We start from the raw sequence: 25,141 nt of genomic DNA on the forward strand, positions 1-25,141 counted from the left end.
TCGCGATAGCAGTGGATCAGCTTGCCCATAGGCCGACTGATACACCGCTATCGCGAGCTGGCTCGCTCCCACAGGGGATAGGCGTTGTCTGTTGACCCATATCAACACTCCACACCTTGGATAGCGGCACAATAATGGCACCTTGCCAAAACTGTTTCCGCTATCAGAGAAGACCTTCCATGGGTGCCTGGCTTAGCAATATCTCACTGAAATACAAATTCTGGGCGGTCAATGCGGTCGCCTTTGTCACGACCTTGCTGCTCGTACTCTACGCGGTGCAGCTCGAACAACAGGCGCGCAACCATGCGGCCCAGGCAAACGCCCAGGCCCAGGCACGCTTGCTCAGTGCCTGGCCTGCCGGGCAGCCATTGCCCAAGGCCGATCACCTGCTGGCATTCCAGCGCGGCCAGATTCCCACATTGAATGATCAATCATTGCCTTCAATAGCAGAGGCCAACGGCTGGGTAGCACTCTCGGCCAGCCCCCTGTTGGGCGACAACCCACTGCTGGGCGCCGAAGTAATCCGTGGCGGTGACGGCCAACAGTTGGCCGTGCTGGCCCAAGGCGCAAGCCTGAGCCAGGTGTTCAGGGAACGCTTCAGCCAATACGCCGTGGCGGTGTTCGTGTTGATGCTGGCCATGCTGGGCGCATCGCAGCTGCTAATCCGGTTTCTGCTCAGCCAGCTCAACACCCTGAAGGATGTGATGCTGCACGTGGAAAAAACCGGTGACCTGTCCGCCCGCGTCCCCTTGGCCTGCAAGGACGAAGTGGGCCAGATGGCGGCGGCGTTCAATGCCATGCAAGCCGGATATCAACGTGTGGTTGACACCGTTGCCAGCACTGCTCGGCAACTGGACAGCGGTGCAGCACGCCTGGCATCGAGCATGAACGATGTTCGCCACGGCATGCTCGGCCAGCAAAGCGAAACCGATCAGGCGGCGACGGCGATCAACGAGATGTCCGCTACGGTTTATCACATCGCCCAACATGCCGGCGCCACCCGCGACCTGTCGAAAAGCGCCGATACCTTGGCCGGCAATGGCCGCGAAGTAGTCAGCCGGGTGCAACAGTCGATCACCGGGCTCTCCCGCGGCGTGCAGCAGACCGCCGAAATGATCCAGCGCCTGGCCGAGGACAGCCAGAAGATCAACAGCGTGGTCAGCGTGATCCACAGCATCGCCGAACAGACCAATCTACTGGCGCTCAACGCGGCCATTGAAGCGGCGCGAGCCGGGGAAATGGGTCGAGGGTTTGCAGTGGTGGCCGACGAAGTACGCAACCTGGCCAAGCGGGTACAGACCTCCACGGATGAAATCACCGCCATGGTGTCGGCCTTGCAGGCGGGAACCCGGGACGCGGTGGATTTCATGCAGGAAAGCTCCTACAAGGCCGACGATTGCGTGCAACAGGCCCGGGAAGCCGGTGAGGCTCTGGAGCAAATCACCGGGGCGGTGGCGCAGATGCGCGAGAGCAACACCCAGATCGCCGTGGCGGCCGAGCAGCAAAGCCAGGTTGCCGAGGAAATGAACCGGGCGGTCGTGAGTATTCGTGACGTGACTGAAAACACCGTGCGCCAGACGGTGGACTCGGCCACCACCAGCCATGAACTGGCAACGTTGGCCGGTGAGCTGAACAAGGCGATCGGGCAGCTCAGGCTCTAGGGCCCCGCTGCCAATTGACCTGGCCTGGGGGTTATCTGTGGGAGCAAGGCTTGCCCGCGATGAAGACAATATGGTCTCCCTGGGGAACGAGGCGCCTGCATCGCGGGCAAGCCTTGCTCCCACAACGGTGAAAGGCTATGGCCACCTATCACGTCGATAGCCAACCGCGATTCGTCGCGCTGCCCGGCCGGGCTTACGCTTGGGTTATTCGGTTTATCGAACTCAAGGATCAGCATCATGGGCAAACGTCACCCCCACTTCCCGGCCTGGCAATGGCGCACCTGCCTTGACCATCATGGTCACCCGAGCAATCCGGTGTTGCACCAGATTGCCGTACCGCTGTTCATCGTCGCGTTTTTGCTGATGGTATCGGGGGTGTTCAGCCTGAGCCTGGCCAATGTCGCCATCGGCTCCCTCGGCATGATTGCCGCACTCGTGTTGCAGTGCCACGGTCATGAAGAGCCTTAGGCGAAAACTGTCACTGTCTGCCGGCTCAGGGCGATCAAGCGACCATCCGCGCTCCAGAACCTGGCGGCGACATGGCCGTAACCGTCCTGAGCATGCTCGATCTCGGCCAGGTATTTACACCAGTCCAGTGTCGTGAGTTCCAGCAGTGGCTGGACGAACTCAATGGTCCAGGTGAGCGTACTGCCCGGTGCCATTTGATTGAGATGGGGTAGCAACGCCGGAGGCCAGGCATCGACCAATGCCAGGATGTGCCCCTCGTTCAGCGGCTCCTCTTTGACATCACCACGCAAGCGCACCCAGCCCCCCATGCTGCGGGATTTGTTGCCCGTAAACGGCAGGCCACCAACACTCCAGCACAGCGCCAGGTGACGCATGAATTCCGGTGTAGCGCCCTTGATGTAGGGCAGTTCCTGGCATTGCTCCACGCTTTTGAACTCAGGCGCGGGGTCGGCCTGGACCGCCACCACGGAAGAGCGTGAGGCGCCGAAGCTGCCTTGTACCACGGTCACTACCTGACCGTTCTGTACCGCTCGCCCCAATACCTGGCTGACCGCCTTGCCTTCACGCAATACGTCGACTTCGAAACTGACGGGTACGTCGGCCGCTACCGGCCCGACGAAGGTGATCGCCAGCGAACGCACCGGGCGATCCGCCGGAACCCGCGCACGCATCGCTTCATATTGCAGCGCCGCCACCAGACCGCCAAAACTGGCGCGTCCCTGGCCCCATTCAGGCGCGATGATCACGCAGTCAGGCTGACGACGCACGGCATCGATCAAATCGGAAAAGCGCATGACAACCTCGAAAACATGGGAAAAGATGCAGGAATCTTAACCAGCCCAGACGGGTGGCACAGCGCTCATTCTGGCCAAAGAGACTGACAGATAGGCCGCGGCATCCCAACCCCGCCAATCTACCGTGGGAGCGAGCCTGCTCGCGGTAGCGGTGAGTCAGCTTGAATAACTGGTGACTGACGCGGCGCTATCGCGAGCAGGCTCGCTCCCACAAGGGAATATCTGCAGGACTCAGGATTTTTTGAAGCAACTGGCAACGAGTTTATCGAGCACTTTATCGGACTTGGCCTCGGCCTTTTCCATGGTGCTGAGCCAGACCGGCACGCAGGATTGCAAGTCGCTTTCCTCCTTGGCCCGGGCCAGCCATTGCCAGCAATCGTGCCAGTCCCCCAGAGCGCCTTGGGCGGACTTGAGCCGTGGCATGGCTGCTTCGGGCAGGCGGTCAAGTTCGGGGTAGGCTTCGATGGCGTAGCGCACGCGCTTGATCAACAGCCGCAAACGATGGCGATCATGGGCCGGATCGCCCAAGGCTTCGCCGAGTTTCTTCCATTGTTTGTCCAGGCGCTTTTCGATGCGTTTGCGCAGACCTTTAAGCAGGTCCTGACGTTGCGCCGCGCGAATGAAGCGCGGGAAAGCATCGAGCACCATCAGCAATTGGGCCAGCTCCGGGCTGCCGGCAACGGCGGGATAAGCATCGGCCATTTGCACCTGGCGCTGCCGCGCGGCTTCGATCTTGCCGTGCTGCTCAAGGTAGGCGGCCAGCACTTCCCGGTCACGCAGGGGCGTGGTCAGCGCGCCGACCGCCGAAGCCGCCGTTTCCAGTTGTTCGACACCCGGCAAACCGCGCAACGGACGAAGCAAGCTGCGCAAACGGCGGACCGTGGTCCGCAGGTCATGCAGGGCTTCACTGTCGGTATGGGCATTGAGGCGGGCCTGACAGGCCAGCAGCCGGACTTCCAGGCCCAGTATCCGGGCCACCAGCCGATCAATCATGGGGACGTACTCCGTACGTAGCGTTGAGCGTCAAGCGGCAAGCTTCAAGTGAGGAGCAGAGTGCTCCCCTAACTTGTAGCTTGCCGCTGACAGCTTGTCGCTGCTATTAACGCCCTGCGCGGGATTCGCGGATGTAGAAACGGGCCTTCTCGGCCTTTTTGGTGCACCCCTCAAACGCTTCGAACTGCTGCTGGGTCTTGGCGCCGGTCAACAACGACAGGGCCTTGGAATAACTCACGGTGCCGGCAAAACCTTCGGCCTTGGCCAGGTCCAGTTCGCGCCAGGCGCTGTCGAGCTGGCTGCCGCAGCTATCGCGGTAAGCGGTCTTGCCGGCACAACCGGCCAGAGCCAAAACCATCAAGGATGCCACCAGGGGCAGACAAATTCGGGCTTTCATCAATTACACCTCAAGTCAGGTCAACAGTCGTGCAAGTAAGACGGTCCAGCCCGCAAAAAGTGCCAATGCCCGACCGCGTAAATACAAGTGTGGGCGAGCATACGCAAATGCCGGCACGGCGTATCAAAAAACGACACCTGCGCCACAACGATTGAGCCCAGCCGTCGATAAGTGCATTGTTAAAGTCTGTTTTACAAGAGGCCGGGTCATGACAAAACGTGTCGCATTGGTACTGGGATCGGGTGGCGCCCGGGGCTACGCCCATATCGGGGTGATCGAAGAAATCGAACGACGTGGCTACGACATCGCTTGCATCGCCGGCTGCTCCATGGGTGCCGTGGTGGGCGGAATCTATGCCGCGGGCAAGCTCGACGATTACCGTAACTGGATTGAAAGCCTGGATTACCTGGATGTGCTGCGACTGGTGGACGTCAGCTTTCGCCTGGGGGCGATTCGCGGCGAGAAAGTCTTCGGGCAAATTCGCAAGATCGTCGGCGAACTCAATATCGAAGACCTGCGTATTCCCTACACTGCCGTGGCCACCGACCTGACCAATCAGCAGGAAATCTGGTTCCAGGAAGGTTGCCTGCATCAGGCAATGCGCGCCTCGGCGGCGATTCCCAGCCTGTTCACCCCCGTGATGCAAGGCAACCGCATGCTGGTGGATGGCGGCCTGCTCAATCCGTTACCCATCGTGCCGGTGGTGTCGAGCCATTGCGACCTGATCATCGCGGTCAACCTCAACGCCACCAACCAGAAACAGTACCGACTGCCAGTCATCCAGCGCCCGGCAGCGTTCAAGCGTCGCTTCGACACCCTCGTCAGTTCCCTGGGCTCGCGTCTACCGTTCCGTCGCAAGCAAGCCGAGCAGTTGCTGCTGCTGGAACAGGAGGCGCTAAAAGCCGAAGCCGCCGAGATCAATCCATGGCTGGAATCCGCCGAGCCCGAGGGCCAACAACCGGCCGCCGCGCCGGAATCCGAAGGTGCGCCGAAATCGGCGACCGGTTCGTTCATCATCGACAACGTTGGCCCGGCCTCGCTGCTGGATCTGATCAACCAGAGTTTCGAGGTGATGCAGACGTCCCTGGCCCAATACAAGATCGCCGGGTATCCACCGGATGTGCTGATCAACGTGCCGAAACGGGTGTGCCGGTTTTTCGAGTTCTACAAGGCGCCGGAGCTGATCGCCCTGGGGCGGGAGATTGCCAGCGATACGTTGGATCGCTATGAGAATGAGCAGAACTGAATGTGGCACTAAACTCTGTGGCGAGGGGATTTATCCCCGCTGGGGTGCGAAGCAGCCCTAAAACCTGAACACTCGGTGTGTCAGACAAAATCATGTCTGATGCCTTTTTCGGGGCTGCTTCGCACCCCAGCGGGGATAAATCCCCTCGCCACAATAGCGCTTGGCTTGAAACCTTGTGGTTAAACACCACCCTCCCCCAACAACCGATACCCAACCCCCGCCTCGGTCGCAATGAACCGGGGCCGGGTCGGGTCGTCCGCCAGTTTTTGCCGCAGATGACCGACCACGATCCGCAAGTAATGGGTGTCTTCGGTGTGGGTCGGGCCCCAAATGTCCTTGAGCAATTGCTGCTGGGTAATGACCCGCCCGGGATGGCGCGCCAATTGCGCCAGCACGGCGTATTCCTTGCGGGTCAGGGCCACTTCAGTGCCATCGAGCAGAACCCGGCGATAAGCCAGGTCCACCGTCAGCGGACCAAACGTCAGCGCCGCTTCCCGCGCCTCGCCTGCCGGGGCCTGACGCAACAAGGCACGAATGCGCGCCAGAAACTCCTGGATGCCGAACGGCTTGGTGACGTAATCATTGGCGCCGTTGTCCAGCGCCTCGACTTTCTGCGCTTCGCTGGCCCGCACCGAGAGCACCAGCACCGGCACCGTGGACCATTGGCGAAACTCGCGCAGTACCTGCTGGCCGTCCATGTCCGGCAGGCCCAGGTCGAGCACCAGCAGATCGGGCTTGTTCAGCGCCGCCTGGGCCAGGCCTTCGGCGCCGGTGCCGGCTTCGAGCACCTTGTAGCCTTGGGAAGTCAGGCTGATGCGCAGGAATTTGCGAATCTGCGGTTCGTCATCGATGACCAAAAGGGTCGCGGTCTGGCTCATGAGGTCCGTTCAATGCAATCAGGTGGAAAGAGAGTAACCCAGCGCCGCTCAGGCTTCATCGTCCAGGCCCGGTTGTGTCTGTAATGGCAGGTGCAGGGTGATGCAGGTACCGCGTCCGTCCAGGCCGGTGTCCACGCTGATCCGCCCGCCATGGGCACCGACCATGCCCTGACAGATCGCCAGCCCCAGCCCCGTGCCCTGCCCGCCGCGATCCCCGCGCGCAGCGGTATAGAACATGTCGAAGATTTTCTCGCGCTCTTCTTCAGGGATCCCGGGCCCCTCGTCGGCCACGGCGAAAAAAACTTCGCTGTCCGTCGCCCCTGCGCTGAGCAGCAATCGCCCGTGAGTCGGTGAAAATCGTGCGGCGTTCTCCAGCACGTTCACCAAGGCCTGTTCGATCAACGCCGCGTGAACATACAACAACGGCAACTCGGCCGGCACTTCGATGCCCACCGTCAACGGTGCCAGCACCGCCCGCAACCGGTTCAACGCGCTGCCGACGATATCGGCCGGCGACACCCAGTCCCGCGCCAGCTTCAGAGCCCCATGGCCGAGACGAGTCATGTCCAGCAAGTTCTGGATGTAGCGATCCAGGCGCTCAGCTTCATCACGGGTGCCTTCCAGCAGTTCGCGGCGATCGGCCAGCGGGATCGCCTCTCCCAACGCCAACAGGCTGTCGATACTGCCGCGCATGGAGGTCAGCGGCGTGCGCAAATCGTGGGACACCGACGCCAACAACGCACTGCGCAGTTGCTCGGTTTCGCCGTGCAGGCGCGCTGCTTCCAGATCCTGGGCCAGTTGCGCCCGCGCCAGGGCCTGCGCCAGTGGCTGACTGAGAGCTGCCAGCAGACGACGCCGCTGGCCGCTCAACGGCTTGCCTTCTTTCGGGCAAACGCCCAGCAACGCCAGCGGGCCCTCCTCTGTCGACAACGGCCACCACCACCAGCGCCCGGACGGCAGCGTCCCGGTGCCGGCGCCGGCCGGTTGGTCGTGTTGCCAGGCCCAATCGGCGGCCGCGCGCTCAGCTTCAGTGAAGGTCAATGGTTCAGCTGTCTCAACCTTCCAGCCGTCCTGGCCGTCACGGTTGAGCAGGCACAGTTGCAGGTCGTGCCAGCCGTTGAGGTGTTGCGCGGCGGCGCTGATCACCGCCTGGCGGTCGGTCGCGGCGGTGAGTTTGCGGGACAGGTCAAGCAGCTCGCCGGTTTCCTGCTGGGTCTCGCGCAGCGCCTGCAACTGTCGTCGCTGGCGGGCCGCAAGGTTGCCGGTCAGGGCCGCCATGAGCAAGAAGAACACCAGAGTGAGTACGTCTTCTTCACGCTGGATGGTGAAGGAAAAATTCGGTGGGATGAACAGAAAGTCATAGGCCAGGAACGACAGCGCCGCGCAGGCCAGCGCAGGGCCGAGGCTGCTGCGAACCGCCACCAGCAATACCGCCATCAGAAACACCAGGGAGATATTAGGCAAGGGAAGAAGCCCGGAGACCCCCCAAGCCAGCGCACTGGCCGCCGCCGTCGCCAACAGCGCCAGCACGTAGTCGAAACCAGCCAGGGCGGCGTTTGAACGCTCACGGGCCGCAGGGGGCTGTTCATCGCGGTCCAGTACGTTGATTTCCAACCCACTGGCATCGCGCAGCAAACGCGCAGCCAAGCCACCACCGAACAGCCGCCGACGCAGACGCCGCCTGGACTGCCCCACCAGAACCAGCGTAGCGCGACGTTCGGTGGCGTGCTGGATCAAGGTCCTGGCGACTTCACCGGCCCGTAGCAGCACCACTTCCCCGCCCAGGCGTTCGGCCAGTTGCTGGGCATTTTGCAGGCGCTGGCGCGATGGCTCGTCCCGCGTGCTGCCGTTGTCCACGTGTACCAGGCTCCAGGGAAGATGCCGACGCTGGGCGACGCGGCTGGCGTGGCGTACCAGACGTTCGGCCTGGGCATCACCGTCAACCCCCACCAACAATCGTCCCCGCACCGCCGGAGCCGCCTGGCCCAGTTGGCGATAGCCCTGGGCAAGATCGTTATCCACCTGTGCCGCGGCAGTTTGCATGGCCAGCTCACGCAATGCGGTGAGGTTGGTCTGGCTGAAAAATGCATCGATCGCAGCGCGCGCCTGTTCCGGCACATAAACCTTGCCATCGCGCAGGCGCTCCAGCAGCTCGCGCGGTGGCAGGTCGATCAACAGCAGTTCATCGGCCTCCTGCAGGACCCAGTCGGGCAGCGTCTCTCGAACTTGCACGCCGGTGATACCGCGCACCTGATCGTTGAGACTTTCCAGGTGCTGGACGTTGACGGTGGTGTAGACATCGATGCCGGCGGCCAGCAACTCCTGAATGTCTTGCCAGCGTTTGGCATGTCGGCTGCCGGGCGCGTTGCTGTGGGCCAGTTCGTCCACCAGCACCAAGGCCGGTCGAGCCGCGAGCAGACCATCAAGGTCCATTTCCTCGAGCATCACACCGCGATACTCCGAACGCACCAGCGGCTGCTGCACCAAACCGCCGAGCAGCGCTTCAGTCTCACTGCGGCCGTGAGTCTCCACCACGCCGGCAACCACCCTGACACCTTGGCGCAGTTGCGTGTGGGCCGCCTGCAGCATGGCGTAGGTCTTGCCGACACCCGGCGACGCACCCAGGAAGACCTTGAGCCGGCCCCGGTCATTGCGGGGCAGCTTGGCTAACAGTGCATCGGCGCGGCCGGAGTCGCTCATGTGTTCGGGTTCTCTTTCAGATGTTGATCAAACGCCCTGTGGGAGCAAAGCTTTGCTCCCACAGGGGTCTACAGTTTTTCCAGCGCCAGGTTCAAGGCCAGCACATTTACCACCGGCGGCCCCACCAGCGGTTGTTCGATGTGAGCGTCGAGCAGTTGCTGCACGGACGATACCGGCAGATTGCGTGCGGCGGCGACACGCGCCAGTTGATAGGCAATCGCTGCTGGTGGCAAGTGGGGATCCAGTCCGCTGCCCGAGGTGGTCAGCAGCGCCAACGGCACTGGGCCTTGACCCGGCACTTGCAAGGCCTGGGCGTCACCGATCACCCGTGCGGCCAGGGCCGGATTGCTCGGGGAAAAGTTGCTGGCGCCGCTGGCTACCGTGGCGAAAGCACCCGCCGATGGACGTGGATGGAACCAGGCATCGCCCTGGAAATCCTGGGCGATCAACAGAGAGCCGCGGACCTTGCCGTCGGCATCAACGATCAGGCTGCCGTTGGCCTGGGCGGGAAACGCGACTTGCGCCACGCCCATAACCAGCAAGGGGTACGCAACGCCGGTGATCAGGGTCATCAGAAGCAATAGGCTCAAGGCCGGGCGTATCAGAGTGAACATCCAGAAATCCTCGAATTGAATGAAAAATTACCTGTGGGAACCACTTTGTGGGAGCAACGCTTGCTCGCGATGCGGTCACCTCGGTCTGAACCAACACCGCGTCATCGCTCATCGCGGGCAAGCCTTGCTCCCGCAAGGTGAAGGCGAGCGTTGGTTATCCGCTCAAACCAACCCCAACGCCGTCAGCAACATGTCGATCGCCTTGATCCCCACGAACGGCACCACGATCCCACCCAGGCCATAGATCAGCAGATTGCGCCGCAGCAGCGCCGCCGCGCTGGCGGCCTGCACCCGCACGCCACGCAACGCCAACGGGATCAGCACCACGATGATCAAGGCGTTGAACACAATGGCCGACAGAATCGCGCTCTGCGGGCTGCTCAGGTGCATCACGTTCAGCACACCCAGTTGTGGATAAATCGAGGCAAATAGCGCCGGCAGGATGGCGAAGTACTTGGCGATGTCGTTGGCGATGGAAAACGTCGTCAAGGCCCCACGGGTCACCAGCAGTTCCTTGCCGATTTGCACCACGTCCAGCAACTTGGTCGGATCGCTGTCCAGATCGACCATGTTGGCCGCCTCTCGCGCCGCCTGGGTGCCGTCGTTCATCGCCATGCCGACGTCAGCCTGGGCCAGGGCCGGCGCATCGTTGGCACCGTCACCACACATCGCCACCAGACGACCGTCATTCTGCTCATGACGGATGCGCGCCAGTTTTTTCTCCGGTGTGGCCTCGGCCAGCACGTCATCGACGCCGGCCTCGGCAGCAATGGCGGCGGCGGTGAGTGGGTTGTCGCCGGTGACCATCACCGTGCGAATCCCCAACTTGCGCAACTCGGCAAAGCGCTCGCGGATACCGGGCTTGACCACGTCCTTCAGATGAATCGCCCCCAGCAGCTTGCCGTCAACGCACACCAGCAAGGGGGTACCGCCGCTCTGGGCGATCTTGTCCACCTCCCGCGCCAGTGCAGGTGGCAGTTCGCTTTTCGACAGGCCGATAAAACTCAGCAGCGAATCCACGGCACCCTTGCGATACACCCGGCCCTGGTAATCGACACCGGACAAGCGGGTTTCAGCACTGAACGGCACAGCGGTCAGCAGTTCGGCGCCAGGCTCGGGTTGCGAATGCAACCCCCGCAGGTACTCGACGATGGACTTGCCCTCCGCCGTGTCGTCGGCCAACGAAGCGAATAACGCGCCTTCGGTCAGTTCCTTGACGCTCACGCCGGGCGCGGCGTGAACCGCGGCACAACGACGATTGCCGAAGGTGATGGTGCCGGTCTTGTCCAGCATCAGCACATGCACGTCCCCCGCCGCTTCCACGGCGCGGCCGGACTTGGCGATCACGTTCAGGCGTACCAGTCGATCCATCCCGGCGATGCCGATGGCCGACAACAGCCCGCCGATGGTGGTGGGAATCAACGTCACCAGCAGCGCCACCAGAAACACCAGCGGCAAATTACCGTTGGCGAAATGCGCGAACGGCTGCAGCGTCACCACCACCAGCAGGAAGATCAGCGTCAGGCCGATCAGCAGAATATCCAACGCCACTTCGTTGGGCGTCTTCTGCCGCTTGGCGCCTTCGACGAGGGCGATCATACGGTCCAGGGTGGATTCACCGGGGTTACTGGTGACGCGCACCAGCAGCCAGTCGGAGACCAGGCGCGTGTTGCCGGTGACGGCTGAACGGTCGCCGCCGGACTCGCGGATGACCGGGGCCGATTCGCCAGTAATCGCCGCCTCGTTCACTGCGGCGATGCCTTCGATCACTTCACCATCGCCAGGAATCATCTCCCCCGCCTCGACGCGTACCACGTCGCCTTTTCGCAGGCGGGTGGCGGCTATCACCTCAAAGCCGTTGGCCGTCTGGCGACGTGCGCTGAGGCCTTCGCTACCGGCCTTGAGACTGTCTGCCCGAGCCTTGCCACGACCTTCGGCCAGGGCTTCGGCAAAGTTGGCGAACAGCACCGTGAACCATAGCCACAGGGCAATTTGCGCGGCAACAAAAGTCGGCACGCTGCTGTCCGGAACGAAACACAACACCGTGGTGAGAATTGCGGTCAGCTCCACCACCAGCATCACCGGGGCGCGGTGCAACTGGCGCGGATCGAGCTTGACGAAAGCTTGCACCAGCGCTGGCCGCCACAAGGCCGAAATCGCGGTTTTCGGTTGCTCCGACGCCTTGGCGACGACGGTTTTGCTCATTGGCATATTCATCATCAGATCCTCAGAAACCCAGGCTCAGGTGTTCGGCAATCGGCCCCAGGGCCAGGGTCGGCAGGAAGGTCAGGCCGCCCACCAACAAAATGGTCACGGTGAGCAGGGTCACGAACAGCGGGCCGTGGGTCGGGAAGCTGTTCGGGCCGATAGGCGCGGTTTTCTTCAGCGCCAGGCTACCGGCCAAGGCCAGCACCGGCAGGATGTAGCCGAAACGACCGATCAACATGCCCAGGCCCAGCATCAGATTGTGAAAGGGTGTGTTGGCACCAAAACCGGCGAAGGCCGAACCGTTGTTCGCACCCGCCGAGGTGTAGGCATACAACAACTGGCTGAAACCATGGGCGCCAGGGTTGCTCACCGCTGCAGCAGGTCCGGGCAGGCTCGCAGCAATGGCCCCCAGCCCCAACACGCTCACCGGCATGACCAACAGGGTTATCACCAGCAGTTGCACTTCCCTGGCAGCGAGCTTTTTGCCCAGGTATTCCGGGGTACGGCCAATCATCAATCCAGCCAGGAACACCGCGATCAGCACGTTCAGCAGCATCCCGTAGAGCCCCGCGCCGACGCCGCCAAAAATGACTTCGCCGACCATCATGTTCACCAGCGAGACCATGCCGCTCAGAGGATTGAGGCTGTCATGCATGCCATTGACCGAGCCATTGGATGCCGCCGTGGTGGTGACGGACCACAGCACCGTGGCCGTGGTGCCAAAGCGCGCCTCCTTGCCTTCCAGTGGCGCGGTCTGCTCCACCGAAGCGTTATGCAGCGCCGGATTGGGTTGGGATTCGGCCCACAACGAGGTGGCGCCGCCGATCAGAAACAGTACGAGCATGCAGGCGATGATCGCCCGACTCTGGCGCAGGTCCTTGACGTAATGGCCGAAGGTGAACACCAGCGCGGCGGGAATCAGGATGATCGAGGCAACTTCGAACAGGTTGCTCCAGGCCGTCGGGTTTTCGAAGGGGTGTGCCGAATTGACGCCGAAGAAACCACCACCGTTGGTGCCCAGTTGCTTGATCGCGATCTGGCTCGCGGCCGGGCCCAATGGAATCACTTGATCCGCGCCTTGCATCGTCAACCCATGCACATAGTGCGCGAAGGTTTGCGGCACGCCCTGCCACACCAGGAACAGGGCCAGCAACAGGCACAGCGGTAACAGCCCGTAGAGGGTGGCGCGGGTCATGTCGACCCAGAAGTTACCCAGCGTTGCAGCGGATTTGCGCCCGATTCCGCGACACAGCGCCACCAGCACGGCCAGGCCGGTAGCAGCGCTGACAAAGTTCTGCACAGCCAGGCCAAGCATCTGGCTCAGGTAGCTCAACGACGCTTCACCGCTGTAGGACTGCCAATTGGTATTGGTGGTGAAACTCACCGCCGTATTGAATGCCTGGGTCCATTCCATACCCGGCACTTTTTCGGGGTTGAGTGGCAAATGTCCCTGTAACAACAGAATCGCGAACAACAGCGAAAAGCCGGCCAGGTTGAAAGCGAGCAAGGCCAGGGTGTATTTCTGCCAGCTCTGCTCAACGGTGTGATCGACGCCGGCCAAGCGATAGCAACCACGCTCCACCGGGCCAAGAACAGGTGAAAGCCAAGTGCGCTGGCCTTCCATCACCCGGTAGTAGAAACGCCCCAGAAACGGTGCAGGGATCAGCACCAGCGCAAAGAAGGCGAGGATCAGCCCGTAGTCATAACCGTGCATAGCCACTCCTAGTTCCGATCCGCGCGCAGCAGCGCAATCAGTAGATAAATGAACAGCGCCGCTGCCAGCAGCAGCGACACCCCGTCCAGAAGGCTCATGGGATTTCTCCGTCGTACGGCGTCATGCCGTGTGTGGAGTGATTGTCGGCAGGGAGGGCGTAAAGGAACGAGATCGAGAGAGGGGGCGAGGGATAAAGAATGTGTAAAAAAGGGGTTGGTGATTGGCTGGGTGGGCCTCATCGCGAGCAGGCTCGCTCCCACATTTGATCTGTTGTGAATAGAGAATTTGCCTCCACTGAAGATCCCCTGTGGGAGCGAGCCTGCTCGCGATGAGGCCCGCCCTGGCGCTGACGCTCCGAACTGGAGCACAAAATCGAGCCATCAGGCAGCGAACATCCCCGATACGACACAATTTCACCCATTACGACCACAACTGCCACACTGGCACGCCCACTGCACTGCCCCACCCCAGCGCTTTTGCTATGGATCGAGGGGGAGCCACCGATGAACACACAACTCAAACCCACCCTGGGCACCCTGCATTTATGGGGCATTGCCGTCGGGCTGGTGATCTCCGGCGAGTACTTCGGCTGGAGCTACGGCTGGGGCGTTGCCGGAACGCTGGGCTTTCTGGTGACATCATTCATGGTCGCGGCCATGTACACCTGCTTCATTTTCAGCTTCACCGAGCTGACCACCGCCATCCCCCACGCTGGCGGACCGTTCGCCTACAGCCGCCGGGCCTTCGGAGAGAAAGGTGGGTTAATCGCCGGCCTGGCGACGCTGATCGAATTCGTCTTCGCCCCACCGGCCATCGCTCTGGCCATCGGTGCCTACCTGAACGTGCAATTCCCGGCCCTGGACCCGAAACACGCAGCGGTCGGTGCCTATATCGTGTTCATGGGCCTGAACATCCTCGGGGTGAAACTGGCGGCGACCTTCGAACTGATCGTCTGCGTGCTGGCGGTGGCCGAACTGCTGGTGTTCATGGGCGTAGTCGCCCCGGCGTTCAGCTTCAGCAGCTTCGCCTTGAACGGCTGGGCCGGTTCCGATGTGTTCGGCGCGCCGGCCATCGCCGGGATGTTCGCCGCAATCCCCTTCGCCATCTGGTTTTTCCTGGCCATCGAGGGCGCGGCCATGGCCGCCGAAGAAGCCAAGGACCCGAAACGCACAATTCCCAAGGCCTACATCAGCGGCATCCTGACCCTGGTGTTCCTGGCCATGGGCGTGATGTTCTTCGCCGGTGGCGTAGGCGACTGGCGCACCCTGTCCAACATCAACGACCCGCTGCCCCAAGCCATGAAAACCGTAGTCGGCGAAAGCTCCGGCTGGTTGCACATGCTCGTATGGATCGGCCTGTTCGGCCTGGTGGCAAGCTTCCACGGCATCATCCTCGGCTACTCGCGCCAGTTCTTCGCCCTCGCCCGCGCCGGCTACCTGCCCGCCTCCCTGGCCAAACTGTCACGCTTCCAGACCCCGCACCGGGCCATCATCGCCGGCGGCCTGATCGGCATCGCGGCGATCTACAGCGACGGCCTGATCAACCTCGGTGGCATGACCCTGACCGCAGCGATGATCACCATGGCGGTGTTCGGCGCGATCGTCATGTACATCATGAGCATGCTCAGCCTGTTCAAACTGCGTAAAACCGAACCCAACCTGGAACGCACCTTCCGCGCGCCGGGCTATCCGATCATCCCGGGTATCGCCCTGGTACTGGCAGTGGTGTGCCTGGTAGCGATGGCCTGGTTCAATGCGCTGATCGGGCTGATCTTCCTCGGTTTCATGGCGGTAGGCTTCTTGTACTTTGTGCTGACCGCACAACTGCGCGCCGATGCCCCGGCCGATGCGATGCTCACCGGGCTTTGAGGTGAACCCGGCACAACGGGCGTAATATGGAACCACTGCGAACAACCTTCGCTCATAAGTGGTAGGTGCGGTGGACAGGCGAAACGTTCGTCGTCCATCGCCCCCTCAAGGAGAACCCTATGCCCTGGTACGCCTGGTTAATTCTGATTGTTGCAATCGGCTCGATCGTGGGTGGCTTGATGATGCTGCGCGACACCGCCCACAAGGTCGAACTGACGGATGAACAACGCAAGCGTGTTGCCGAGCGCAATGCCGAGATGGATGCGAAGGAGGCCAAGGATCGTTGATTGCGACCCTGTCCAACACCTTGGTGGTGAGTTTGTGGCGAGGGGGATTTATCCCCTCGCCACAACGGCCTGCACATAGACGGCCAGCGCAGCGCTACTTCTCCCAATCAGCCTTGGCGATATGCAAGCCATGCAACCCCTTGTACGCCGCCCGCTCAGGCTGGCTCCAGCCCGACAGCAATGAATCCTCCAATCGATAGATCTCCACCCCCAACGGACGACAGACACTGAGGGGATCCTGCGCATCCGGCCCCCACATCGCCAGCGACAGATCGCCGCCGGGGCAAGTGGACAAGGCACACAGCAAATCGATCTCGGCAAAGAACTCCAAATAATCGCCCTTCTTCGCCGGACAGGCCTTCATGAAGTACATGTCATCATGATTGAGCCCAGTACATTGGAAAATATTCAGCACATCGTGCACATCGAACTCGGTCAGCCCATGGGGTAATACCGCACGGGTCAGGTTCGAGTGGCAGTGATGGTGAAAATCCTCGCCGGTCAGCATCCTGTTCACGTACGGATCACAGCGCGTCCCCAGCAGGTCGTGCAATCGTCCACCATGCTCGTCGATGCCATAATCGGCCAGACTGTCATCGGTAATGGTCACCAATGGACGCAAGAATGGCAGGTTCGACCACAACCGATCATGAGTGCTGACATGAGCGCCCTGCAGCTGACGCGTGCGCGCAGCCCACAGGCGTTCCCGTGGATCGTGGGCATTCCACACGTTGAAGTCCCCCACCTGCGGGCCCACCGGAGCCGTAACGCGGAACACATGCCCGGCGGGTACGTGCCAAGCGCGGCCGGTACGGATGGGGACCTCGAACTGTTCGATCAGGGTGCGCTTGTCCTGCTGGGTGCGGATGCGGTCGTAGAAGGGTTTGTCCACTTGCAGAGCCGAGCCTTTGCTGACTTGGTAGGCGGCTGGGTAGTTTTTGTGCATGACAATAAACTCCTTGGTCAGTGGCGAGATTGAGCAACTTGAATGTAGTTGCTCGGAGTCGTTGAGGTAGAGGTTCATCGCTTGGTACGCCGGGCGCTTGCCCTCTTGGTCAGCTAGTCGTAGATTTGCCAGTCACGAATAGACCCGCTGTCAGCATCCTGCCATGACACTGGTGCGTAGCTTTAATCGGCCGGTGGACAGGGAAGTTCCACTGCCCATGCTCCACGTCTTGTTCAGAGTCAGTCGCGTCGGGTATTCAAATTTTACGCCCAGCCGACCCTTTAATTTTCATGGCCTAACACCACACTTCGAACACCACTTTTTCAGCTTGATTCGCTATGGGCTACAAGCCTCGAAATCTGCGATACTACTGAGGCAAGCAATCTAATGCCCTATGATAGCGCTATATTAACTAAGTATAATTAACTCCGAGCAAGAAAACTCATGCATCGAATAGACTCCATAGACTACCTGAGAGGCATTCTTGCCTTATGCGTAATGATTTATCATTTCATGAGTTGGAGCATAGGAACCCCCGACAGCAGCACCACCCTAGGAAGACTTGGGGTGTATGCTGTATCAACATTCTATATCATCAGCGGCATTTCTCTCTACATCGCCTACTTTGATCTGAAACTCTCCAATCAAAAACTACATGACTACCTTATAAAACGAATACTAAGAATTGCTCCAGTTTACTGGATAGCCACACTTCTAACAGGATTTTATCTACACCTAGCAACACCTAATTTCGTTATTGACTGGAGCAAATACATATCTAATCTCACCCTTGCCTTTGGTTTTTACTCACCCAAGAACTATATACCTGTAGGCGGTTGGTCAATCGGAAACGAAATGGTTTTTTATGCTTTATTTCCACTTCTTGTCATATTAGCAAGACGGAAAATTCTCTATCTCTGCGCAAGCTTGATCCTTGGCTTCATGTACTTTTATATTTCAAGCTATTCACTCGCCACCACACAGACCTTAGCTCAACAATGGGAAACATATATAAATCCATTTAACCAAGCATTTCTTTTCTCTATAGGCGTCGGAATCGGAATTATTAGAAAATCACATACACCCACAAACAATCTATACCCTCTGATCACGCTCATTGGTGCCTGCATAGCTTTTGCATATTGGCCCGTCGACGGCAACCAAATCAACATCGTCACAGGACTCAATAGAGTAGTCTTTACTTTGATATGCGGTATAGCTTGCTGGTCCGTCTTGAATTTGGACACAAAGCCGCAAAAGTATATTGCAAAAATACTGAAGCTCATGGGTGACATTTCATATTCAACCTACCTACTCCACGGCGCAGCATTTTTTTATACTTCAAAATATGCTCTGCCTTTATTTTTTAGCGCGCCTTCGCCGCATGAAAAATTACAGTTCTTCTGTATTATCACCCTACCAATCACAATTATTTTAAGCTATTTCGTTCATAAGTTTGTTGAGATACCCGTCATTAATTTTGGGAAGCGCTTAACCACTCGATCGAAGCAGAATCTTTTCTCGCAAGGACGGTCACGGAGCGACGAGCTGTTAAGGAAATAGTCATACGAAAAAGGCCGATCATTTTGATCGGCCTTCTCTGCTCGTTACGGCTCAATTAACTTCCAGCTTGTCACGATTTCTGTCCAGAATCGCCTTACCAATCCCCTTGACCTCCAGTAACTCCTCTACCGAAGAGAAGACTCCATTACTCTCGCGATACGCAACAATCGACTCAGCCTTGGCCTTGCCTATCCCGGCCAGCTCGCGTTGTAGCGTAGCGGCGTCCGCCACGTTCAGATCCACCTTGGCGCCTTGCGGTTTAGCCGACAGTTCCAGTGCCTGCGGGGCCGCCGTCATCTCGGGCTTGACCGCGGGCGCAGCGATAACAGCGATAGAGGCGCTGGTCAGAAGGGCAAAAACCAGAGAGTAGAAATAGCCTGTACGCATAAGTGACGCTCCATGACATCGTTAAGAGAGAAGCAGCTTTTCCGAAGCTGCTTCTCAAACTTAGGCGACGATAGGGAACTGTCAAAAGTGTGTACGTTACAGGGTGTGTAACAATCAGGGTTCGAGGCGGCGCTGCTGGTAGATCCAGTCGACGATCTCACCGTCCGGGGCGTAGCCACTGACGGTATCGCGCAGCAACTGACGGACTCTCGCGTAATCATCGTGTTCGATGGCAGCCAGCAGCTCCGCCAGCCGGGCCTTGAGCACATCCCAGGGCAGGTGATCTTCGTTGGCACTCATGATCATCGGATGCGGGGTCGCGACAACGTTATCGCCGATCAGCAACTCCTCGTAAAGCTTCTCGCCAGGACGCAGGCCTGTGAACTCGACTGAAATGTCGCCATGAGGGTTCTTTTCCGAACGAACACTCAAGCCAGACAGATGAATCATCTTCTCCGCCAGCTCGACAATCTTCACCGGCTCGCCCATGTCCAGTACAAACACATCCCCACCCAAGCCCATGGAGCCAGCCTGAATCACCAACTGTGCGGCCTCGGGAATGGTCATGAAATAACGCGTGATCTTGGGATGCGTAACGGTTAACGGGCCGCCGGACTTGATCTGCTTATGAAACAGAGGAATCACCGATCCTGAGGAGCCCAGCACATTGCCGAACCGGACCATGGTGAAGCGAGTTTTATTAACGCGCGAGACATTGGCCTTGTCGCCGAACAGCACTGGCGCCAGTTCACGGCTCAGGGCTTGCAAGGTCAGTTCTGCGAGGCGCTTGGTACTGCCCATCACGTTGGTGGGGCGCACGGCTTTGTCGGTGGAAATCAATACAAAATTCGAGACGCCCGCCTGCAACGCAGCTTGCGCGGTGTTCAACGTCCCGATCACGTTGTTCAAGACACCTTCGGCAATATTGTGCTCAACCATGGGCACATGCTTATAAGCGGCAGCGTGATAGACCGTGTCGACATTCCAGGTCTTCATCACGTCGAGCAACTTGTGCTGATCGCGCACCGAACCCAGGATAGGCAGCAAGCGGACAGACAACGATTCCCGAGCGATTCGCGGCTCAAGTTCAGACAGAATACTGTAGAGATTGAACTCACTATGTTCGAATAGCAGCAGCGTAGTGGGTTTGAGGGCTACGATTTGCCGACAAAGCTCAGAGCCGATTGAACCTCCCGCCCCCGTCACCAAAACCGACTGTCCGGCGATGCAATGCTCAAGCAAATCTGCTTGTGCAGGCACAGGATCGCGCCCAAGAAGATCCGCAATGTCCACTTCCTGGATGTCATCAACCTTGACCCGGCCACTCGCCAGATCCATGAAGCCGGGAACACTGCGCACATGCAGCGGAAAACCTTCCAGCAACGTCAATATTTCACGACGACGCCCCCGCGACGAGGACGGGATCGCCAACAAAATCTCTTGCGCACCGGTCGCATCGATCATCTTTTGAATATGTTTGGGTTGGTAGACCTGCAGGCCGGCGATCACCCGGTCTGCGATGCTGCGATCATCATCGATGAATGCTACCGGGCGCATCACCCGCCCCATGCGCAACGCGGCGACAAGCTGGTTACCGGCGGCACCGGCACCGTAAATAGCGACTTTCGGTAAGCCGTCGTCACGGTTGGTGAAGGGTACATGCTGGGCTGCGGTGAACCAGTCTCCCAAGAAGTATTGGCGCATCATGAGGCGCAAGCCGCCGATCATGATCAGGCTGAGCCACCAATAGTTGAAGATGATGGACCGTGGTACCACATTTTTATGGTTGCTGTACCAGTATACCAAGAGAGCCAATAGCAAGGCAGATAGACTGACTGCCTTGCAGATAGTGATCAGCGCGTCATTGCCGAAATAACGCATGACGGCGCGGTACATGCCAAAGCGAATGAAAATCGGGATAGCGATGAGCGGAGCAGATGCGAAAAGCCAAAGATGCGTTTCGATCGGGCTCGCCAAGGCCTCGACACCGAGTCGAACAACAAATGCCAGCCATAGGGCCGCCCAAACCAAAATCACGTCTGTGGCTACCTGAATTGCACGTTTGTGACGTCTTGGCAACCCCAACAGAGCCGATCTTATTTTATCCATAACCCCTTCACGCACCTTGGCCAGCTCCTAAAACATATGCATTCCTAAAGCCTCGCGATTACATTTCCGTCTGTTAGACACCCAACAAACGGAAAAAACGCGAACCTTACCCTGAAATCAGGCCTTCTCCAGCTCTCCAGCATGAAACCTGAGGGCAAGCAGCACCAACGGAACATAGGCCACTACCAACACCAACGCGCCATCCAGATCCCACAATACGACACATGCCGCCAGCGGCAAAAGCCAGAACAAGTTGATCGCCGCCACAACCAATGTTACCGGCAAATGCCGACCATAATGGCGCGAAGCGAATTGGTACGCATGACTGCGATGAGCCTCATACACCTTATCGCCTCGAAGCAGGCGCCGTATCAAGGTGACGGTTGCATCGACGATGAAGACACCCAACAAAATCAGCCACACCCAAAACAATTTGGATGAAGCCCAGGCTGCCTGCAATGACAACAGACCGAGGAGAATGCCAAGAAACCCACTTCCTGCGTCTCCCATGAAAATTCGAGCGGGAGGGAAATTCCAATACAGGAAACCCGCTACCGCCATTGCCAGTACCAAGGGGACAACTATCAAGCTGTCAAAGCCAGCCAGCCAGTACAACAGGCACGCACCAAGGCAGGCGCAAATGGCCTCGACACTTGCAATACCGTCGATGCCGTCCATGAAGTTGTAGAGGTTGAGCATCCAGACCAGGTAAAAAACCGCAAGGACGTGCCCTAGCCAAGCCAATTCAAGCTCCAGGCCGAAGAACGTAAGGGAGGGCAAGCCACCCAACCAATATAACGCCCATACCGACGCAGCAAAATGCCCGAGCAAACGCCAGCGGGCCGCAATGTGTCCATGATCGTCAAGAAAACCGAGAACAGCGATGGCCGTGCCTGCTCCCAGCATGGCCCATATAGTCGCCCACGGTAGAAAACCGGCAAGTGCCAATAAAGGCAAGGCCAACAGAAAGCTCAGGACAATTGCCACGCCGCCACCGCGTGGGGTTGGGACCGTATGTGAGCTGCGGGCGTTGGGGATGTCGATGATGCTTCGGGCCAATGCATAACGGCGCAGCAGCCAGGTCGTCAAAAAAGATACCGCTACTATGACTACTAAACCTTGCCAGACCATTATTTACCCTGTTCCACAAAATGACTGATTGTCTTGGCCAGTCCTTGATCAACACTGATTTCCGGAGACCAGTTCAACAATGAGCGTGTTTTACTGATATCGACCTGAAGCGAACCACATAATCGCTTCGAAAAATCACCTTTACCCAACAAGCGCGCAACAAGGTCAAGCGCCCAAGAGGGAACCGGAATCAAACGGGGAGTTTTTTTCAGCGCTTGCGAAATACGAGTTAATAACTGAGTGGTAGATAGATCTTCCCCGTCGCTGACAAGAAAGACCTGATTGGCAGCCGCTGGATGGTCCACACACGTCACAATCAAACTGACGAGATTGTCCAAGGCAACCAGACTGCGTGCGTTATGAATGGCTCCCAAGGGCAGCGGAACCCCTTTGTCAAGCCAGCGCATCATATTGAGGAAATTCGCTTTGACTCCAGGACCGTAAACCAGAACGGGTCGAATCACGACCACTTCCATTTGTACTTCTTCCGCCAGTTCAAGCAGCGCATTCTCGGCTTCCATTTTTGAAACGCCGTAAGGATCAAGCGGATGTGGGACATCATCCGGCTTGTAAATTTTTCCCGGCTCGGTGCCCTCACCGTTCACCTTGATCGAACTCAGGAAAACAAAGCGCTGTACTCCAGAAGCGGCAGCTTGGCGAGCCAGATTCAGCGTTCCTTCGACGTTAACCTTTCTGAACTCGGTCAACGGATCGCTTGAAGAATCGCGCATTACATGAACACGCGCAGCGGTGTGGACAACCACATTCACACCGTCAAGCGCCGTCGACCAAGAAGTTTCAGCATCCAAACTCGATACACGACAGGTATGAATACCTGGCAATTGTTGTTCATCACGAACAGAGACGCTGACTTCAAACCGACCATCGTGTTTGATTTTTTTAGCCAGCGCAGCCCCCACAAACCCGGTCCCTCCCGTCACTAGCACACGAGTCATTGGATGGAACCTTTTGGACGCCGAATATACTCAAACAACTTAAACGGTATCTTGCTCAGCACCATAAAAATATTGGTATAAACACCATTCCTTCGACAAGCCTGAACAATTTCCTGATTCAGATGAAGGCTGCTTCTGACACCCGAAGTACTAACACCACCGGCGCGCATGCGAACCAAAACCTTCTCAAGCCGGGCAAACTTGAACGTATGGACCAATAACAAACGAACAAACATCTCATAATCCGCAGAAATCTTATACTCCACGGAATATGGACCTATTGTTTTGTAAGCTTCAGCTCGTACGAATGTTGCCGGGTGAGGCGGCATCCAGCCAAAACGGAGTTTCCAAGGACGAAAGTGCCCAGCACTATAAAAACGGGTCACTGTATTCAGGTCATCAGTGTCTACAAACACGATATCGCCAAAAACAAGTTGGCTCTCTGGAGAAGACGCAAATGCTTTTACAACAGAATCAATCACATCATTGGTTTCAAAAAAATCATCAGAATTAAGAATTCCGATCACGTCCCCTGTGGCGAGCGCTATGCCCTTGTTCATTGCATCGTAGATGCCTTTATCTGGCTCACTAACGATTTTTGCTATCCTGTCGCTGTACTCGTTGACGATAGCCATCGTCGAATCTTTGGAGGCACCATCCACGATAATATATTCAATATTATTATAACTTTGAGACAAGACCGACTCAATAGTGTCACGGATTGTCGCCACACTATTATAAGACACGGTAATAATTGAAATCTTCAAGCCATCATTCCTTTACACGACCATATCTGTCTTCAAAACGAACAATATCATCTTCACCCAGGTAAGTGCCTGACTGCACTTCAATCAACTCCAAAGGAATGACCCCTGGGTTCTCCAGCGCATGAACCTGACCAATAGGTATATAGGTCGACTGATTTTCCGTCACCAGATAGGTTTTATCCCCATTGGTCACCCGCGCCGTTCCACTGACTACTATCCAGTGTTCCGCGCGATGATGATGCATCTGTACCGACAGCTTGGCCCCTGGATTAACGGTAATGCGCTTGACTTGATAACGCAGGCCATTATCGACCGAGTCGTAAACGCCCCATGGCCGATAAACTTCACGATGGTTGGCATATTCAGAACGTTTACAGTTTTTCAGTTGTTCAACAATTTTCTTCACATCCTGCACATGATCCTTACAGGCTACAAGCACCGCATCCTTGGTTTCGACGATCACCAAATTATCAATCCCGATAGTCGCTACAAGCCGATGGGTGGCATGCACATAACTACTGCTCGTGCGTTCGGTAATTACGTCGCCCTTGAGTACATTGCCGTCAGTGTTCTTGTCGCCCGTGTCCCAAAGGGCCGACCATGATCCTACATCACTCCAGGCTGCATCGAGCGGTACCATGACAGCATCAGCGGTGTGCTCCATCACCGCGTAGTCAATAGAGTTCTCGGGACAAGCAGTAAAAGCTTCAAGATCGACCCGGGTAAAATGCATGTCCTGTTCTGCATTCTTAAAAGAAGCACGGCAGGCACGCAGAATATCCGGTGCAAAACGCTCAAGCTCCTGCAGATAACGACTGGCACGGAACATGAACATCCCGCTGTTCCAAAAATATTGGCCACTGTCCAGGTACATTTGCGCGGTGACGGAGTCGGGCTTCTCCACAAACCGGCTGACGACGAAACCATCGTGGCCAAACGCGTCGCCCTTTTCCAGATAGCCAAAACCAACCTCTGGATGGGTCGGTACAATTGCAAAGGTAACCAGCTTACCGGCCTCCGCGAGGGCCAACGCCCGACCAATACTGGTGTGGAAAGCTTTAACGTCCTGAATAAGATGATCGGCGGCCAATACCAGCAGAATCGGATCATCACCTAGAGCGGTGGCTTGCAACGCAGCCAACGCAATCGCTGGGGCGGTATTTCGCCCCACCGGCTCCAGCAAAATTCGAGCTTGCTCCATTTCCAACTGACGTAACTGTTCAGCGGCTAGGAAGCGGTGCTGCTCGTTGCAGATCAGTATCGGCAGATGATGATCAAGGCCTTCCAGACGTGAGATTGTCGCTTGGAGCAATGATTGTTCGGAATCAACCAAAGGCAAAAATTGCTTGGGATTGAGCTGGCGAGACAACGGCCAGAGGCGAGACCCCGAGCCACCAGCCATGATTACTGGAAGAAACATACAAAATCGTCCTTTGCTGCTATCGATGCGGCCA

General features: G+C 58.1%; 21 protein-coding genes and 1 pseudogene. 6 read left to right on the forward strand and 16 right to left on the reverse strand.

The window, feature by feature from the left end:
• Nucleotides 1–179 precede the first annotated feature (179 nt).
• Nucleotides 180–1,661 carry a methyl-accepting chemotaxis protein gene (locus PSEUDOMOFG3G_RS18170; protein WP_047226342.1) on the forward strand — a complete coding sequence of 494 codons (1,482 nt, stop codon included), beginning with the start codon at nt 180–182 and terminating at the stop codon, nt 1,659–1,661.
• Nucleotides 1,662–1,898: 237 nt separating this feature from the next.
• A pseudogene (locus PSEUDOMOFG3G_RS18175) lies at nt 1,899–2,117 on the forward strand (terminase); the annotation flags it as partial.
• Nucleotides 2,118–2,125: 8 nt separating this feature from the next.
• Here PSEUDOMOFG3G_RS18175 and PSEUDOMOFG3G_RS18180 read toward each other — a convergent pair.
• The 3 genes from PSEUDOMOFG3G_RS18180 to PSEUDOMOFG3G_RS18190 form a co-directional block, all read right to left on the reverse strand.
• Nucleotides 2,126–2,923, reverse strand: a complete 798-nt coding sequence (locus tag PSEUDOMOFG3G_RS18180) for an acyl-CoA thioesterase II (protein ID WP_139050771.1) — start codon at nt 2,921–2,923, stop codon at nt 2,126–2,128.
• A gap of 231 nt (nt 2,924–3,154) precedes the next feature.
• A complete protein-coding gene (locus tag PSEUDOMOFG3G_RS18185; protein WP_139050772.1) occupies nt 3,155–3,916 on the reverse strand; it encodes a CHAD domain-containing protein in 762 nt (253 codons plus the stop codon).
• 106 nt (nt 3,917–4,022) lie between these two features.
• On the reverse strand, nt 4,023–4,313 hold the full coding sequence (locus PSEUDOMOFG3G_RS18190; protein WP_039588883.1) for a hypothetical protein: 291 nt from the start codon (nt 4,311–4,313) through the stop codon (nt 4,023–4,025).
• A 208-nt stretch (nt 4,314–4,521) separates the two neighbouring features.
• Here PSEUDOMOFG3G_RS18190 and PSEUDOMOFG3G_RS18195 point away from each other — a divergent pair, with 208 nt between their 5' ends.
• Nucleotides 4,522–5,559 (forward strand): patatin-like phospholipase family protein, encoded by a 1,038-nt coding sequence (locus PSEUDOMOFG3G_RS18195; RefSeq protein ID WP_047226339.1) that lies wholly within the window; start codon nt 4,522–4,524, stop codon nt 5,557–5,559.
• Nucleotides 5,560–5,738: 179 nt separating this feature from the next.
• Here PSEUDOMOFG3G_RS18195 and PSEUDOMOFG3G_RS18200 read toward each other — a convergent pair whose 3' ends face one another.
• From PSEUDOMOFG3G_RS18200 to kdpF, 6 genes are all read right to left on the reverse strand, one after another.
• Nucleotides 5,739–6,437 carry a response regulator gene (locus PSEUDOMOFG3G_RS18200; RefSeq protein ID WP_076385732.1) on the reverse strand — a complete coding sequence of 233 codons (699 nt, stop codon included), beginning with the start codon at nt 6,435–6,437 and terminating at the stop codon, nt 5,739–5,741.
• Between the two features lie 48 nt (nt 6,438–6,485).
• Nucleotides 6,486–9,137 carry a sensor histidine kinase KdpD gene (locus PSEUDOMOFG3G_RS18205; protein WP_139050773.1) on the reverse strand — a complete coding sequence of 884 codons (2,652 nt, stop codon included), beginning with the start codon at nt 9,135–9,137 and terminating at the stop codon, nt 6,486–6,488.
• Between the two features lie 68 nt (nt 9,138–9,205).
• Nucleotides 9,206–9,751, reverse strand: a complete 546-nt coding sequence (gene kdpC / locus PSEUDOMOFG3G_RS18210; protein ID WP_139050774.1) for a potassium-transporting ATPase subunit KdpC — start codon at nt 9,749–9,751, stop codon at nt 9,206–9,208.
• A gap of 162 nt (nt 9,752–9,913) precedes the next feature.
• Nucleotides 9,914–11,968, reverse strand: coding sequence for a potassium-transporting ATPase subunit KdpB (gene kdpB / locus PSEUDOMOFG3G_RS18215; protein ID WP_076385736.1), 2,055 nt, complete (start codon nt 11,966–11,968; stop codon nt 9,914–9,916).
• A 10-nt stretch (nt 11,969–11,978) separates the two neighbouring features.
• A complete protein-coding gene (gene kdpA / locus PSEUDOMOFG3G_RS18220) occupies nt 11,979–13,673 on the reverse strand; it encodes a potassium-transporting ATPase subunit KdpA (protein ID WP_047226334.1) in 1,695 nt (564 codons plus the stop codon).
• Nucleotides 13,674–13,681: 8 nt separating this feature from the next.
• Nucleotides 13,682–13,771, reverse strand: coding sequence for a K(+)-transporting ATPase subunit F (gene kdpF, locus PSEUDOMOFG3G_RS18225; protein ID WP_047226333.1), 90 nt, complete (start codon nt 13,769–13,771; stop codon nt 13,682–13,684).
• Nucleotides 13,772–14,176: 405 nt separating this feature from the next.
• Between kdpF and eat the strand changes: the two genes are divergently transcribed.
• Together eat and PSEUDOMOFG3G_RS18235 are read left to right on the forward strand one after the other, a co-directional pair.
• Nucleotides 14,177–15,541 (forward strand): ethanolamine permease, encoded by a 1,365-nt coding sequence (gene eat, locus PSEUDOMOFG3G_RS18230; protein ID WP_047226332.1) that lies wholly within the window; start codon nt 14,177–14,179, stop codon nt 15,539–15,541.
• 119 nt (nt 15,542–15,660) lie between these two features.
• Complete coding sequence (locus PSEUDOMOFG3G_RS18235; RefSeq protein ID WP_014337248.1) at nt 15,661–15,828, forward strand: DUF2897 family protein; 168 nt, start codon at nt 15,661–15,663, stop codon at nt 15,826–15,828.
• Between the two features lie 94 nt (nt 15,829–15,922).
• Here PSEUDOMOFG3G_RS18235 and PSEUDOMOFG3G_RS18240 read toward each other — a convergent pair whose 3' ends face one another.
• Entirely contained in the window at nt 15,923–16,774 is an 852-nt protein-coding gene (locus tag PSEUDOMOFG3G_RS18240) for a DUF1989 domain-containing protein (RefSeq protein ID WP_139050776.1), read from the reverse strand.
• Between the two features lie 444 nt (nt 16,775–17,218).
• On the opposite strand from PSEUDOMOFG3G_RS18240, the gene PSEUDOMOFG3G_RS18245 reads away from it, so the two are divergent.
• A complete protein-coding gene (locus tag PSEUDOMOFG3G_RS18245; protein WP_139050777.1) occupies nt 17,219–18,337 on the forward strand; it encodes an acyltransferase in 1,119 nt (372 codons plus the stop codon).
• A 51-nt stretch (nt 18,338–18,388) separates the two neighbouring features.
• Here PSEUDOMOFG3G_RS18245 and PSEUDOMOFG3G_RS18250 read toward each other — a convergent pair whose 3' ends face one another.
• From PSEUDOMOFG3G_RS18250 to PSEUDOMOFG3G_RS18275, 6 genes are all read right to left on the reverse strand, one after another.
• Nucleotides 18,389–18,724 carry a helix-hairpin-helix domain-containing protein gene (locus PSEUDOMOFG3G_RS18250; RefSeq protein ID WP_139050778.1) on the reverse strand — a complete coding sequence of 112 codons (336 nt, stop codon included), beginning with the start codon at nt 18,722–18,724 and terminating at the stop codon, nt 18,389–18,391.
• A 114-nt stretch (nt 18,725–18,838) separates the two neighbouring features.
• Nucleotides 18,839–20,833: a nucleoside-diphosphate sugar epimerase/dehydratase gene (locus tag PSEUDOMOFG3G_RS18255; RefSeq protein ID WP_139050850.1), complete on the reverse strand. Its 1,995-nt coding sequence runs from the start codon at nt 20,831–20,833 to the stop codon at nt 18,839–18,841.
• A gap of 117 nt (nt 20,834–20,950) precedes the next feature.
• Nucleotides 20,951–21,964, reverse strand: a complete 1,014-nt coding sequence (locus tag PSEUDOMOFG3G_RS18260; protein WP_171061397.1) for a glycosyltransferase family 4 protein — start codon at nt 21,962–21,964, stop codon at nt 20,951–20,953.
• Nucleotides 21,964–22,920, reverse strand: coding sequence for an SDR family oxidoreductase (locus PSEUDOMOFG3G_RS18265; protein WP_139050780.1), 957 nt, complete (start codon nt 22,918–22,920; stop codon nt 21,964–21,966). The genes PSEUDOMOFG3G_RS18260 and PSEUDOMOFG3G_RS18265 overlap by 1 nt, the downstream gene beginning before the upstream one ends.
• Nucleotides 22,917–23,687, reverse strand: a complete 771-nt coding sequence (locus PSEUDOMOFG3G_RS18270) for a glycosyltransferase family 2 protein (protein WP_139050781.1) — start codon at nt 23,685–23,687, stop codon at nt 22,917–22,919. Before PSEUDOMOFG3G_RS18270 ends, PSEUDOMOFG3G_RS18265 begins: the two co-directional genes overlap by 4 nt.
• Before the next feature lie 4 nt (nt 23,688–23,691).
• The gene (locus tag PSEUDOMOFG3G_RS18275; RefSeq protein ID WP_139050782.1) at nt 23,692–25,107 is read right to left on the reverse strand and encodes a mannose-1-phosphate guanylyltransferase/mannose-6-phosphate isomerase; all 1,416 of its coding nucleotides are present in this window, start codon (nt 25,105–25,107) and stop codon (nt 23,692–23,694) included.
• Nucleotides 25,108–25,141: the final 34 nt, after the last annotated feature.

Origin of the sequence: Pseudomonas sp. FG-3G, from assembly GCF_901007645.1 — a bacterium.
Classification (GTDB): domain Bacteria; phylum Pseudomonadota; class Gammaproteobacteria; order Pseudomonadales; family Pseudomonadaceae; genus Aquipseudomonas; species Aquipseudomonas rhizophila.

Coding starts and splice junctions, on each gene's coding strand:
- kdpC (WP_139050774.1), bottom strand. CDS start 9,751: ATGTTCACTCTGATACGCCCGGCCTTGAGCCTATTGCTTCTGATGACC.
- PSEUDOMOFG3G_RS18275 (WP_139050782.1), bottom strand. CDS start 25,107: ATGTTTCTTCCAGTAATCATGGCTGGTGGCTCGGGGTCTCGCCTCTGG.
- PSEUDOMOFG3G_RS18250 (WP_139050778.1), bottom strand. CDS start 18,724: ATGCGTACAGGCTATTTCTACTCTCTGGTTTTTGCCCTTCTGACCAGC.
- PSEUDOMOFG3G_RS18180 (WP_139050771.1), bottom strand. CDS start 2,923: ATGCGCTTTTCCGATTTGATCGATGCCGTGCGTCGTCAGCCTGACTGC.
- PSEUDOMOFG3G_RS18255 (WP_139050850.1), bottom strand. CDS start 20,833: ATGGATAAAATAAGATCGGCTCTGTTGGGGTTGCCAAGACGTCACAAA.
- PSEUDOMOFG3G_RS18170 (WP_047226342.1), top strand. CDS start 180: ATGGGTGCCTGGCTTAGCAATATCTCACTGAAATACAAATTCTGGGCG.
- eat (WP_047226332.1), top strand. CDS start 14,177: ATGAACACACAACTCAAACCCACCCTGGGCACCCTGCATTTATGGGGC.
- PSEUDOMOFG3G_RS18205 (WP_139050773.1), bottom strand. CDS start 9,137: ATGAGCGACTCCGGCCGCGCCGATGCACTGTTAGCCAAGCTGCCCCGC.
- PSEUDOMOFG3G_RS18200 (WP_076385732.1), bottom strand. CDS start 6,437: ATGAGCCAGACCGCGACCCTTTTGGTCATCGATGACGAACCGCAGATT.
- kdpF (WP_047226333.1), bottom strand. CDS start 13,771: ATGAGCCTTCTGGACGGGGTGTCGCTGCTGCTGGCAGCGGCGCTGTTC.
- PSEUDOMOFG3G_RS18235 (WP_014337248.1), top strand. CDS start 15,661: ATGCCCTGGTACGCCTGGTTAATTCTGATTGTTGCAATCGGCTCGATC.
- PSEUDOMOFG3G_RS18245 (WP_139050777.1), top strand. CDS start 17,219: ATGCATCGAATAGACTCCATAGACTACCTGAGAGGCATTCTTGCCTTA.
- kdpA (WP_047226334.1), bottom strand. CDS start 13,673: ATGCACGGTTATGACTACGGGCTGATCCTCGCCTTCTTTGCGCTGGTG.
- PSEUDOMOFG3G_RS18260 (WP_171061397.1), bottom strand. CDS start 21,964: ATGGTCTGGCAAGGTTTAGTAGTCATAGTAGCGGTATCTTTTTTGACG.
- PSEUDOMOFG3G_RS18195 (WP_047226339.1), top strand. CDS start 4,522: ATGACAAAACGTGTCGCATTGGTACTGGGATCGGGTGGCGCCCGGGGC.
- PSEUDOMOFG3G_RS18265 (WP_139050780.1), bottom strand. CDS start 22,920: ATGACTCGTGTGCTAGTGACGGGAGGGACCGGGTTTGTGGGGGCTGCG.
- PSEUDOMOFG3G_RS18240 (WP_139050776.1), bottom strand. CDS start 16,774: ATGCACAAAAACTACCCAGCCGCCTACCAAGTCAGCAAAGGCTCGGCT.
- PSEUDOMOFG3G_RS18185 (WP_139050772.1), bottom strand. CDS start 3,916: ATGATTGATCGGCTGGTGGCCCGGATACTGGGCCTGGAAGTCCGGCTG.
- kdpB (WP_076385736.1), bottom strand. CDS start 11,968: ATGAATATGCCAATGAGCAAAACCGTCGTCGCCAAGGCGTCGGAGCAA.
- PSEUDOMOFG3G_RS18190 (WP_039588883.1), bottom strand. CDS start 4,313: ATGAAAGCCCGAATTTGTCTGCCCCTGGTGGCATCCTTGATGGTTTTG.